General features: G+C 64.3%; 9 protein-coding genes. 3 read left to right on the forward strand and 6 right to left on the reverse strand.

The genetic code is table 11. The features are described 5' to 3' along the window. Window positions 1-9: 9 nt before the first annotated feature. On the forward strand, window positions 10-1,302 hold the full coding sequence (locus tag CJU94_RS20695) for an MFS transporter (RefSeq protein ID WP_095420595.1): 1,293 nt from the start codon (window positions 10-12) through the stop codon (window positions 1,300-1,302). A gap of 169 nt (window positions 1,303-1,471) precedes the next feature. Here the strand turns inward: CJU94_RS20695 and CJU94_RS20700 are convergent, their stop codons facing one another. The 3 genes from CJU94_RS20700 to garL all read right to left on the reverse strand — a co-directional run bounded on the left by CJU94_RS20700 (window position 1,472) and on the right by garL (window position 5,465). After that, entirely contained in the window at window positions 1,472-3,496 is a 2,025-nt protein-coding gene (locus CJU94_RS20700; RefSeq protein ID WP_095420596.1) for a glycoside hydrolase family 28 protein, read from the reverse strand. 243 nt (window positions 3,497-3,739) lie between these two features. After that, window positions 3,740-4,633, reverse strand: a complete 894-nt coding sequence (locus CJU94_RS20705; RefSeq protein ID WP_244221039.1) for a 2-hydroxy-3-oxopropionate reductase — start codon at window positions 4,631-4,633, stop codon at window positions 3,740-3,742. 31 nt (window positions 4,634-4,664) lie between these two features. Continuing rightward, window positions 4,665-5,465, reverse strand: a complete 801-nt coding sequence (garL, locus tag CJU94_RS20710) for a 2-dehydro-3-deoxyglucarate aldolase (protein WP_095420598.1) — start codon at window positions 5,463-5,465, stop codon at window positions 4,665-4,667. A gap of 235 nt (window positions 5,466-5,700) precedes the next feature. Here garL and CJU94_RS20715 point away from each other — a divergent pair, with 235 nt between their 5' ends. Further along, window positions 5,701-7,284, forward strand: a complete 1,584-nt coding sequence (locus CJU94_RS20715; RefSeq protein ID WP_095420599.1) for an aldehyde dehydrogenase (NADP(+)) — start codon at window positions 5,701-5,703, stop codon at window positions 7,282-7,284. 118 nt (window positions 7,285-7,402) lie between these two features. Here the strand turns inward: CJU94_RS20715 and CJU94_RS20720 are convergent, their stop codons facing one another. From CJU94_RS20720 to kdgD, 3 genes are all read right to left on the reverse strand, one after another. Further along, the gene (locus CJU94_RS20720; RefSeq protein WP_095420600.1) at window positions 7,403-8,146 is read right to left on the reverse strand and encodes a FadR/GntR family transcriptional regulator; all 744 of its coding nucleotides are present in this window, start codon (window positions 8,144-8,146) and stop codon (window positions 7,403-7,405) included. Between the two features lie 221 nt (window positions 8,147-8,367). Then, window positions 8,368-9,720: an MFS transporter gene (locus CJU94_RS20725; protein WP_095420601.1), complete on the reverse strand. Its 1,353-nt coding sequence runs from the start codon at window positions 9,718-9,720 to the stop codon at window positions 8,368-8,370. A 204-nt stretch (window positions 9,721-9,924) separates the two neighbouring features. Beyond that, window positions 9,925-10,842, reverse strand: a complete 918-nt coding sequence (gene kdgD, locus CJU94_RS20730) for a 5-dehydro-4-deoxyglucarate dehydratase (RefSeq protein WP_095420602.1) — start codon at window positions 10,840-10,842, stop codon at window positions 9,925-9,927. A 225-nt stretch (window positions 10,843-11,067) separates the two neighbouring features. Here kdgD and garD point away from each other — a divergent pair, with 225 nt between their 5' ends. Beyond that, entirely contained in the window at window positions 11,068-12,657 is a 1,590-nt protein-coding gene (gene garD, locus CJU94_RS20735; RefSeq protein WP_095420603.1) for a galactarate dehydratase, read from the forward strand. Window positions 12,658-12,661 lie beyond the last annotated feature (4 nt).

Here is a 12,661-nt window from a genome sequence, read left to right on the forward strand (position 1 = left end):
GACGCAGCAATGAAAATCAAGGGCATCCGCTGGTGGATGGTCAGCCTGGTCGCGGCCGGACTCATCATCAATTATCTCGCGCGCAATACGCTGTCAGTGGCGGCGCCGACGTTGATGAAAGACCTCCACATCACCACGGAGCAGTATTCGCACGTGGTCGTGGCGTGGCAGCTTTGCTATGCATTCATGCAGCCGGTCGCCGGCTTCCTGCTCGATACCGTCGGCACCAAGATCGGCTTTGCGGCGTTCGCGCTGGCGTGGTCGTTGGCGTGCGCCGCGGCGGCGTGGTCGACGGGCTGGCGCAGCCTCGCGTTCTTCCGCGGCCTGCTGGGCATCGCGGAAGCGGCCGGCATTCCGGCCGGCGTCAAGGCGACGAGCGAGTGGTTCCCCGCCAGGGAGCGCTCGGTGGCGATCGGCTGGTTCAACATCGGCTCCTCGATCGGCGCGTTGCTGGCGCCGCCGCTGGTGGTCTGGGCGCTGCTGCGCGGCGAATGGCAACTGGCGTTCGTGATCGTCGGTGTTGCCGGGATCGTCTGGAGCGTGCTGTGGATGGTGCTCTACAAACACCCGCTCAAGCAGAAGCTGTTGGGCGACGCCGAGCGCGACTACATTCTGAGCGGCCAGGAAGCGAAGCACAGCGACGCCGGCGCCGCGAGGCGCAGTTGGTTCACCATGCTCCGCAGCCGCGACTTCTGGGCGATCGGCATTCCGCGCATTCTGTCCGAACCGGCCTGGCAGACTTTCAACGCGTGGATTCCGCTGTACATGATGACCGAACGTCACATGAACCTGAAGGAAGTCGCGCTGTATGCGTGGATGCCGTTTCTGGCCGCGGACATCGGCTGCGTGCTGGGCGGCTACCTCAGCCCGCTGTTTCACAAGTACGCCGGGGTGTCGCTCTTCACGTCGCGCAAGATGGTGTTCGTGGTCGGCGCGCTGTGCATGATCGGACCGGCCTGCGTCGGCCTGGTGGCGAGTCCTTATGTGGCGGTGGCGCTGCTGTGCGTCGGCGGTTTCGCGCATCAGACCTTGTCGGGTGCGCTGTACGCGATCACGTCGGATATGTTCGGCAAGAATGAGGTGGCTACCGCGACCGGCATGGGCGGCATGGCGGGCTACCTGGGCGCGGCGGCGTTCACGGCGCTGTTCGGGGTGCTGGTCACGCAGGTCGGCTACAGCCCGTTGTTCGTCGTGCTGGCGGTGTTCGACATTATCGCGGCCGCCGTGGTGTGCCTGCTGGCGAAAAGCGCCGACAAGACGCCCGAGCCGCGCTGGACGCCGGCGAACGCGGTGGCCAAATGATGCTGGCCGGCTTGCGATGATGCGTTCCGCCCGCTGATCGAGCGAGCACGTAATAGAAAAATGGCGGCGCTTTCGGGCGCCGCCATTTTTGCTTCTGCTCACCGCGTTCCTTCAATCTTCACGGCTGGACGAAGCTCGCGCTTCGCGCAGCCGGTCGATCTCCTGCCGCTTACCGTTTATCGACGACCGTCGTGTTGTACGTCGTCGCACCGATCACCACATTGTTCAACGTAATGCCGTTGACGTTGTACGCGTAGATCGGCCCAGGCGTGGTCGCGCTCGCGGGGCCGGCCGAGACCGCCGTGCCCAGATTGCAGTTCGAGATCGTCACGCCGGTGATCGGCGGAATGGCCGGGGCCGGCGCCGCGCCGTTGTAGTCGAACGCGACAGGCCCTTGCGCGACGATCGCCTGGAAGCACGAGCCGGTCACGCCGCCCACCGTCACGTTGCTCGCCGTCACGTTCGAAATGTTCACGTTCTGCACGACTGCCGGACGAATGCGAATCGCGTCGTTGGCCGGTTGATAGTCGCAGTCGAACGTGATCAGCCCGCCCTGTGCCGCCGACGGATTGGCCGCCGCCGCCGTCACGACCCCGAGCGGCACCGTGGCATTGATCGGGCTGCCGCTCAGCAACGCGCTGCCGTAGCCCCCGCCCTTCAGGCTGACGCCGTTGGGCAGCGTGACGGTATCCACATAGAAGTTCTTCACGAAGCCGCCGCGATTCATGTTCGTCTTGATGCGAATCGCGATGTTCAGCGGATTGGTCGCCCAGTTCTGGTTCAGCATCTTCAGATTGCGCGCGTAGATGTTCTGCACGCCGCCGCCCATTTCGCTGCCGAGCGTGATGCCGCCGTGGCCGCTGTTCATCGTGCAGTTCTGGATCACGTGATTCTGCGCGGGACCGTACTGCGTATCCAGATCCTTGCCCGATTTGATCGCGATGCAGTCGTCGCCGGTGTTGAACGTCACGCTGTCGCAGAGCACGTTGTTGCACGCGTCCGGATCGAAGCCGTCGTTATTCGGGCCGATGCTGTTGGTCGTCACGCCGCGAATCACGACGTTCTTGCAATCGGTCGGATGATGCTGCCAGAACGGTGTGTTGTTGGTGGTGTAGTTCTCCATCAACACATTCGTGCAGCCGATGAACTCGACCATGCACGGACGCAGATAGTGGCCGACGCCGAACACCCGCTGCGCGATCGGCACGCCGGCTTCGGAGAGGGCGGGCAGATAGTTCTGGTCCTCTTGCCAGGGTGTCGTGGGGCTGGTCAGTTGCGCATACAGCGCGTCGGAAATGCCGGGTGCGGCGGTTTTCAGGTCGACGTTCTTCGGGTTGAGAAATGCCTGCGACGGCGTCGACGAATTCACGCAGCCGTACGCGCCATTCGATCCCTTGAAGGTCCACCAGCAGGTGGCGGTGTTGCCGCTGCCGGCGAACGGCGTCATGGCCTGGCCGTTGAGCACCGAGCTCGCGTCCTCGCCGGTCAGGGCGATATTGGTCTGGTTGCGCGCATAGACAGGGGAGCCGTAGTTGAGGCAATCGTTCGCCTGCCAGCGGCTGTAGAACAGGTTGCCGTTGGCGCCGCAGGCGACCGGGCCGTCCTTCGCGTAGTCCGCTGGGTTCGGGCTGAAGTAGATCGTGCAATTCGCGCTGAGGTGGAAGTTCACGTTGCTGAGCAGGACGATCGGTCCGGCGCAGTACCACGTGCCGGCCGGCACGACCACGCGTCCGCCGCCGGCGGCGTTGCAGGCCTGGATGGCGGCGAGAAAGGCCGGGCGCGAGTCGAACGAGCCGGCGGCGTTGGTCAGGTTCGAACCGGGACTCGCGACCGACGCCGAGCCCGTATACGGATTGGCGGCGACGACGACGGCGCACGGCGCAGCGCCGTATTGCGTGACCACGAAGTCGCGGGCCGGGAACATCGACTGGGTGATGCCCTGCAGGGACGCGATGATCTGCGTCGCGGCGCCCGAGGTGCCCCAGATCGGATCCTGTACGACAGGCGGTGTGACCGGAGCGGAGGTACCGCCGGTGACGGATCCGCCGCAAGCGGAGAGCCCGCCAAGCAGGGTCGCGCCCGCGGACGTTCCCGCCAGCACGATAAAGGCGCGGCGAGCGGGCGAATTCGGTTCGGTCGGGCCGGGCGCGCCTGATGTCGCCCGCTTGCCGTTGTTTTTATCGATGATTGCCACGGATGTCTCCTTGCCCTTTGCGGGCGTTGTCAAATGTCGTTGCTATTCGGATGGATGCGGCTGGTCAAAGACGTTGTCTTAACGTAAGGTATCCTTAATAATTGTGAAAAAAATCTGCCGGCGAGGTGCCATGCGGCTTTGCTCATGCGCAGCGAAAAAGGCGAACGAACGCACGTATGCGCCGCTGCGCGTTGCCTATCTGCATAGGCAAGCGGAGCGGCGCCTGGAATACAGACGTGCGGCTTAAGCGGGTTTCTGCCCGATCTCGTGATTGGCGAGGATTTCGAGCGCGCGCACCATCGCCGAGTGATCCCACGCCTTGCCGCCATGCGCGACGCAGGCGTTGAACAGTGCCTGGCAGGTGGCGGTATTCGGCAGCGAGACGCCGAGCGATTGCGCCGTCGAAAGCGCGAGGTTCAGATCCTTCTGGTGCAGTTCGATACGGAAACCCGGATCGAAGGTGCGCTTGGTCATGCGTTCGCCGTGCACTTCGAGAATGCGCGACGACGCGAACCCGCCCATCAGCGCTTCACGCACGCGCGCCGGATCCACGCCGGCTTTGGACGCGAGCAGCAGCGCTTCGCCGACTGCCTCGATCGTCGCCGCGACGATCACCTGGTTGGCCACCTTGCACACCTGTCCCGCGCCGACGCCGCCAATCAGCGTGACGTTCTTGCCCATCATGTCGAAGAGCGGCTTGACGCTCTCGTACGTCGCGGTTTCGCCGCCCACCATGATGGTCAGCGAGCCGGCCTTGGCGCCGACTTCGCCGCCGGAAACCGGCGCATCCAGATAGTCCGCGCCGTGCTCGCGCACGCGGGCCGCGAACTCGCGCGTGGCCATCGGCGAAATCGAGCTCATGTCGACGACGGTTTGTCCCGCGCGCAACGCGCTTGCGAGGCCCTGTTCGCCGAACAGCACGCGTTCGACGTCGGGCGTATCCGGCACCATGATGAAGATCACGTCGGCGTGCGCGGCGACGGCGGCCGGGCTGTCGCACGCGACGGCGCCCGCCTGGACGAGATCGTCGGGCACGCCGCTGCGCGTGAACGCTGCCAGCGCGACGCCGTTCTTGAGAAGGTTGGCGGCCATGGGCTTGCCCATGATGCCGAGTCCGATAAAGCCTGCTTTTTGCATGAAATGCTCCGAAGATGTCACGGCGGCCGGTTTACTGCTGGCCCGCCTGTTTCTGCATGAAATGTTTTTGAACCGTCTGCGCGGCGCCTTTCAGCAGCCCCATGTCCGCACAGACCGCGACGACGCGGCAGCCCATGCCGATGTAGCGCTCCGCGTCGGCCTGGACCGGGGCGAGGATGCCGCTCGGCTTGCCCGCGGCTTGCGCGCGTTCGAACACGTGCGCGATGGCCTGTTGCACGTCGGGATGACTCGGGTTGCCGATTCGGCCGTAGGCGGCCGCGAGGTCGGACGGCCCGACGAACACGGCGTCCACGCCGTCCACGGCGAGAATCTCGTCGATTGCGTCGACCGCCTTGCGGCTTTCTATCTGCACGATGACGCAGACGTTGTCGTTGGCAATGTCGAAGTAGTCGGGCACGGTCGCGTAGCGATTACCGCGCTGGCTCACCGAGACGCCGCGAATGCCTTGCGGCGGGTAGCGCGTGGCGGTGACGGCGCGCGCCGCGTCGTCGGCGCTGTCGACGAACGGCACCAGAAAATTCGAGAAGCCGCTGTCGAGGAGCCGTTTGATGAATACACTGTCGTTAGCGGGCGGCCGGACGACTGGCGCGCTGGCGCTGTCCTTGAGCGCCATCAATTGGGGGATCAGCGTCAGCACGTCGTTCGGTGCGTGCTCGGCATCCAGCAACATCCAGTCGAAGCCGACCACGCCGAGCAGTTCGGTCACGATCGGGCTGGCGAGCGACGCCCAGCAGCCGATCAGGGTTTCGCCGCCGCGCACCGCTCGGCGAAAACTATTGGGTAAGGCCTGGTAGGGCGTGACGGCAGGCATGGGCTGTTTTCCTCGAACGGCAGTGGATCGGGCAAGCTGCGGACGACGGCTAATCGATAGTCAAACCATGGTTATAGGTCGTCGTATGTCTAGAATTCAGATTAGCACCGGCTCTGCCGATTGTAACGGCCACGTAAACCCGAATTCCTCACCAGGCAAGCGTTTCAGCTTGCAGGTGTAGTCTCTGATGTTGTAGGATGACCTATATCTTAGGCCTTTATCCAAGGAAAGCGAAATGTCTATTACCGGCGAAATGCTGATCGGTCGCAAAACGGTGCGCGGCGAGGAAAAACCATTGCATGCGTTCAATCCTGCCACGGGATCGGACATCGCGGAGCCGGTTTTCGGCAGCGGCTCGGCTGCCCACGTCGGCGAGGCCTGCGAGCTCGCGCGGCAAGCTTTCGATCCGTATCGCCAGTTGCCGCTCGCGGTGCGCGCCGAATTTCTCGAGCGCATTGCCGACGGCATCATGGCATTGGGCGATGCGTTGATCGAGCGGGCGCAACAGGAGTCGGGCTTGCCCAAGGCGCGTCTCGAAGGCGAGCGCGGCCGCACCACCGGGCAGCTCAAATTGTTCGCGCAAGTCGTGCGCGCCGGCCAGTGGCTCGCCGCCACGCTCGATTCGCCGCTGCCGGAGCGCAAGCCGTTGCCGCGCTCCGATCTGCGCCTGCAAAAGATTCCGCTCGGGCCGGTCGCGGTGTTCGGCGCCAGCAATTTTCCGCTCGCGTTTTCGGTGGCGGGCGGCGATACCGCGGCGGCGCTCGCTGCGGGCTGCCCGGTGGTGGTGAAGGCGCATCGCGCTCACCTGGGCACTTCGGAGATGGTCGGCCGCGTGATCCAGCGTGTCGCGCAGGAAATGGACTTGCCGGAAGGCGTGTTCTCCCTGATCGTCGGCGCCGGGAATTCCGTTGGCGAAGCGTTGGTTGCGCATCCGGCGATCAAGGCAGTGGGCTTCACCGGTTCGCGCGCGGGCGGCACCTCGCTGATGCGCGTGGCGGCGGCGCGCGCCGAGCCGATTCCGGTCTACGCGGAAATGAGCAGCATCAACCCAGTGTTCCTTCTGCCGAGCGCGCTGGCTCAGCGCGGCGAGAGCATCGCGCGCGGCTTCGTCGATTCGCTGGTGCTCGGCGCCGGCCAGTTCTGTACCAATCCGGGTCTCGCGATTGCCGTCGATAGCGACGCGCTCAAGGACTTCGTTGCAACCGCGTCCGACGCGCTGAGCGGCAAGCCCGCGCAGACCATGCTGACGTCCGGCATCCACGCCGCTTATGAAGAAGGCGAGGGCAAGCTGGCCGCGACCAAAGGCGTCGAGGCCGTGGCGCGCGGCGTCGACGCAACCGGTCCGACGCAGGCGCGCGCGGCGTTGTTCGTGACCGATGCGCAGACGTTCCTCGCCACGCCCGCGCTGGAAGACGAAGTGTTCGGCCCGGCTTCCACCATCGTGCGTTGCAAGGACGAGCAGGAGATGCTCGCGGTCGCCGAGCACTTCGCCGGTCAGTTGACCGCCACGGTGCAGATGGACAGCGCCGACCTGCCGGCGGCGAAGAAGCTGGTGCCGATTCTCGAACGCAAAGCCGGCCGGATTCTGGTGAACGGTTTCCCGACGGGCGTCGAAGTGTCGCACGCGATGGTGCACGGCGGCCCGTTCCCGGCCACCTCGGACAGCCGCGCGACGTCGGTCGGCACGACTTCGATCGAACGCTTCCTGCGTCCGGTGTGCTACCAGGATTTCCCGGCCGATCTGCTGCCCGAGGCGCTGACCGACGGCAATCCGCTGAATCTGTGGCGCCGCCGCGATGGCGAAATCACGCGCAGCTAAATGCTGAGTAGGCCTGATCGGGTGAAATGAAAAATGGCCGGGATATCCCGGCCATTTTTCTTTGCGTTCACGGCGACCGTAGCGCGACTTCGCTACGACTTCGCCCTGACGAATCCAATCAGCTATTCGCCTCGGCGGCTTCGTTCGCGCGCCGCAAGCGCTCGCGGCTATTGGACAGATGCATCCGCATAGCCGCGCGCGCGCCTTCCGCGTCGTGCCGCGTGATCGCTTCGAGAATGCTTTCGTGTTCGAGATTCACGAGCGACAGATACGCATCCGGTTCCGCGCGTGCGATGCCCGCCGAGTCGAGCCGGTTACGCGGAATCAGCGCGCTGCCCATTTGCGTGAGGATGTCGACGAAATAGCGGTTGCCGGTCGCGCGCGCCACCGAGATATGAAACTGCAGATCGGCATCGACACTGTCCAGCCCGTTATGACGCGTGGCTTCGATCGCGTCGAGCGCGGCGCGCATGCGCGCGAGGTCGTCCGGCTTGGCGCGCTGGGCGGCCAGCCCCGCGCATTCCGTTTCGAGGCTGATGCGCAGTTCCAGGATCGACAATACGTCGCGCAAAGTGGTGGCGGGCACCATGTCGATGCCCAGCTTTTCACGCTGCGGCTCCAGCACGAAACTGCCGATGCCGTGCCGCGTCTCGATGATCTTGCCCGCCTGCAATCGCGAAATCGCTTCACGAATGACGGTGCGGCTCACGCTCAGCGTGACCATGAGCTGTGACTCGGTCGGCAGTTTGTCGCCGGGTTTCAAGGCGCTGGACGCAATCTGCTCGGTGACGTAGCTGACGACGAACTCGGCAAGATTACGAGCGCGTCGTGGCGGTGCCGCGGATGCCAGTGGTGTAGCCATCGAAAACGCCCCTTGAATCAGATAGTTGCAGACACTTCATGCGCTTCATTATACCGTCGTCTGACGACTGATTATATAGACGCCGAATCATTTTGCGCGCGGGTGCGCGGCGTGACATCGGCGCATCGTTCGGGATGTCTGGCGCTGCGGCGGCCGTTATTTCGCCGCCGCAGAGAAGTACGAAAGCCGCAATGACAACCGCAATGACAACCGCCGCATAGTTAGCGCGGGCGCAACTCGACCCGTTTGATGTCTTTGACGATCACGAGATAGCTGAACACCGTGAGCAGGGCATTGATGCCCACGAACACCAGCGCGCCGTTGAACGATCCGCTCTTCGCCACGAGATAGCCGATCACGATCGGCGTCACGATGCCGGCCACGTTGCCGAACATATTGAAGATCGCGCCGGACAGCCCGAGCGCTTCCTTCGGCGACGTGTCGGCGACCACGGCCCAGCCGAGCGCGCCGATGCCTTTGCCGAAGAACGCGAGCGACATGAGGGCGACGACGACCCAGTCGGTCGTCACGTAGTTGCAGCCGATGATGCATACCGACAGCAGCATGCCGCCGACGATCGGCACCTTGCGCGCGATCGTGAGCGAATGGCCGCGACGGATCAGCCCGTCGGACAGGATGCCGCCGAGCACGCCACCGGAGAATCCGCAGATCGCCGGCAGCGAGGCCACGAGGCCCGCTTGCAGAATCGTCATGCCGCGCGCCTGCACGAGGTAGATCGGAAACCAGGTCAGGAAGAAGTAGGTCAGCACGTTGATGCAGTACTGCGCGAGATAGACGCCGAGCAGCATGCGATTGCCCAGCAGTTGGCGAACCAGATGCCAGCCGCCGGCGTTTTCGATCTTCCCGACGGATCGGGTTGTCTTCTGCCCGTTGACCACGCCGCCGCCCTGTTCGATGTACTCCAGCTCGGCACGCGAGACACGCGGATGGTCGGCAGGGTTCTTCATCATCTTAAGCCAGGTGAGCGCGAGCAGAAGCCCCGTCGCGCCCATCACGACATACACCATATGCCAGCCGAACGCGTGCGTGAGCCACGCCATCAGCGGCGTAAAGACCACGGCGGCGAAGTACTGCGCCGAATTGAAAATGGCCGACGCCGTGCCGCGTTCATTGGTGGGGAACCAGCTCGCCACCACCTTGGCATTGGCGGGGAACGCCGGCGATTCGGCCGCGCCCATCGCAAAGCGCAGCGCGAACAGCGCGGCGATGGCCGCCGCCGCGCTGCCCAGCAGGCCGATCGCGCCTTGCAGCAGGGTGAATAGCGACCAGAAGAAGATGCTCGCCGCGTAGACGCGCCGCGCGCCGAAGCGATCCAGCAGCCAACCGGCCGGCAGTTGCGACAGCACGTACGCCCAACTGAACGCGGAAAAAATGTAGCCCATGCGGATCGCGTCGAGACCGAATTCGGCGCGCATGGCCGAACCGGTCACCGACAGCGTGGCGCGGTCCGCGTAATTGAAGGTCGTGATCAGAAAGATCAGCAGCAGGATCGCGTAGCGGACTCGGGTACGCTTCGCGACGTGGGCGGCACTCGCCGTGCGGCTCAATTCCATGGTCATCTCCTGAAGTTCTTATGCGCGGGAGCGGGCTCCCCGGGCGTCGCGCCGCCGCAAGCGGCCACGAGCCTCGTCGATACCTTCGCGCGGCACAAAAACGCCCGGCGACGTTGCCGTGCCGGGCGCTCTTTACGGTGCCGTTCGCGCGGCGATCGTTCGCACGGTCGCCGCGCGCTATCTGCGCCTGATGCGCGAGCCGGATTACTGCGGGCCGAGCGTCTTGATGAGCGCGTCCAGCTTGTCCATTTCTTCTTCGGTCAGATCGGTCAGCGGCGCGCGCACCGGCCCGGCGCTGTGGCCGACCAGCTTCGCGCCCGCCTTGACGATGCTGACCGCGTAGCCCGCGCGGCGGTTGCGAATGGCGAGGTACGGCAGGAAGAATTCGTCGATCAGCTTGCCGACGGTCGCGTGGTCGTCCGCGGCGATCGCGCGGTAGAAGTCCATCGCGGTCTTTGGAATGAAGTTGAACACCGCCGACGAATACACCGGCACGCCAAGCGCCTTGTAGGCCGCGGCATAGACTTCCGCGGTCGGCAGGCCGCCGAGATACGAGAAGCGCTCGCCAAGGCGGCGGCGGATCGACACCATGTTCTCGATCTCGCCCACGCCGTCCTTAAAGCCGATCAGGTTCGGGCAGCGCTCGGCCAGCCCTTCGAGCATATCGGCGTTAAGCTTGGAATTCGCGCGGTTGTAGATGATCACACCCATGTTCGGCACGGACTTGCAGACTTCTTCGGCATGCGCGGCGATGCCTTCCTGGCAGGCTTCCGTCAGGTAATGCGGCATCAGCAGAATGCCGTTCGCGCCATGCCGCTCGGCTTCCTGTGCGTAGGCGATCGCGACCCGCGTCGGACCGCCCGCTCCGGCGAGAATCGGCACCTTGCCTTTACAGACTTCCGTGGCCGTGCGCACCACGTTCGAATAGTCGCTGTGCGTGAGCGAGAAGAATTCGCCCGTGCCGCCGGCGACGAACAGCGCCGACGCGCCATAAGGTGCGAGCCATTCCAGGCGCTCGGCATAGGTGTCGGCGCGGAAATCACCGTGCTCGTCGAAGTCGGTAACGGGGAAGGACAGGAGGCCTTCGGAAACGATCTGCTTCAGTTCCTGCGGTGTCGTCATGATGAGTATCCAGTGCGTCGGAATGGTTCGCGGTTGATTCGATGGGTCGAAATGGAGATTTCTTATACGTCATCGTACAACAACAAATCCACCAACTCAACGGGCATTTGGCAGCATAATGCTGCTACTAGGGTAAATACGGAACGTCTGCGGAATCTTTCATGTTGTAGGATGACGTATGAATAGTCGGCGCACCAGGCGTGCAGCGCCATAAGGATCGATGCAATGGAACAATCTCCGCTCTACATTCGCGTTCACCCCAATGACAATGTCGCGATCGTCGTCAACGACGGCGGGCTGGGTGAGGGCGCGGTATTTCCCGATGGTCTGGCGCTGCGCGAGCGGGTGCCGCAAGGGCACAAGGTCGCGCTGGCCGATCTGGCCGAAGGCGACGAAGTCATCCGCTATAACGTGGTGATCGGCTATGCGCTCAAGGCGTTGCCGAAAGGCAGCTGGATCAACGAACACGTGATTCGCATGCCGAGCCCGCCGGGACTCGAAGATCTGCCGATCGCCACGATCAAGGCGCCGCCGATGCCGCCGCTCGAAGGCTTCACGTTCGAGGGCTACCGCAACGCGGACGGCTCGGTCGGCTCGCGCAACATTCTCGCCATCACGACCACGGTGCAATGCGTGGCCGACGTGGTTCAGCATGCGGTCACGCGCATCAAGGCCGAGTTGCTGCCGAAGTACCCGAACGTCGACGACGTGGTGAGCCTCGGCCACACGTATGGTTGTGGTGTCGCGATCGACGCGCCCGACGCGATGGTGCCGATCCGCACCGTGCGCAATATCAGCCTGAATCCGAATTTCGGCGGCGAGGTGATGATGGTCAGCCTCGGCTGCGAGAAGCTGCAGCCCGAGCGCCTGATGCCGCCCGGCACGATTCCGATCGCCGCGGCCGCCAATGTGGCCGAAGTCGCGGACATCGGCGATATCGAGGCGGATCTGAACGGCGACGTCGTGGTGCTTCAGGACGAGGCGCACGTCGGCTTCCAGTCGATGATCGAGTCGATCATGAAAATGGCCGATGGTCATCTGCAGCGCCTGAACAATCGCCGCCGCGAGACATGTCCCGCGTCCGATCTGGTGATCGGCGTGCAATGCGGCGGCAGCGACGCGTTCTCCGGTCTCACCGCCAATCCGGCGGTGGGCTACGCGACCGACCTGCTGGTGCGTGCCGGCGCCACGGTCATGTTCTCCGAAGTCACCGAGGTGCGCGACGGCGTCGATCAACTGACGGCGCGCGCGGCCAACGCCGAAGTTGCCGCGGCGATCATCCGCGAGATGCAGTGGTACGACGATTATCTGAAGCGCGGCGGCGCCGACCGCAGCGCCAACACCACGCCGGGCAACAAGAAGGGCGGCTTGTCGAACATCGTCGAAAAGGCGATGGGCTCGATCATCAAGTCGGGCAACTCGGCCATCTCCGGCGTGTTGTCGCCCGGCGAAAAGGTCAAGCAGAAAGGCCTGATTTACGCGGCCACGCCGGCGAGCGATTTCATCTGCGGTACGTTGCAGGTGGCGGCGGGTATCAATCTGCACGTTTTCACCACCGGCCGCGGCACGCCGTACAGCCTCGCCGAAGTGCCGGTCATCAAGGTCGCGACGCGCTCGGATCTGGCGCGCCGCTGGCATGACCTGATGGATGTCAACGCCGGCACCATCGCGACCGGTGCGGCGACCATCGAAGAGGTGGGCTGGGAATTGTTCCGTCTGATGCTCGACGTCGCCAGCGGCCGCAAGCAAACCTGCGCGGAAAAACTCAAGCTCCACAATGCGCTAGTGCTGTTCAATCCGGCGCCGGTGACCTGATTGG

Source organism: Paraburkholderia aromaticivorans, from assembly GCF_002278075.1.
Taxonomy (GTDB): Bacteria; Pseudomonadota; Gammaproteobacteria; order Burkholderiales; family Burkholderiaceae; genus Paraburkholderia; species Paraburkholderia aromaticivorans.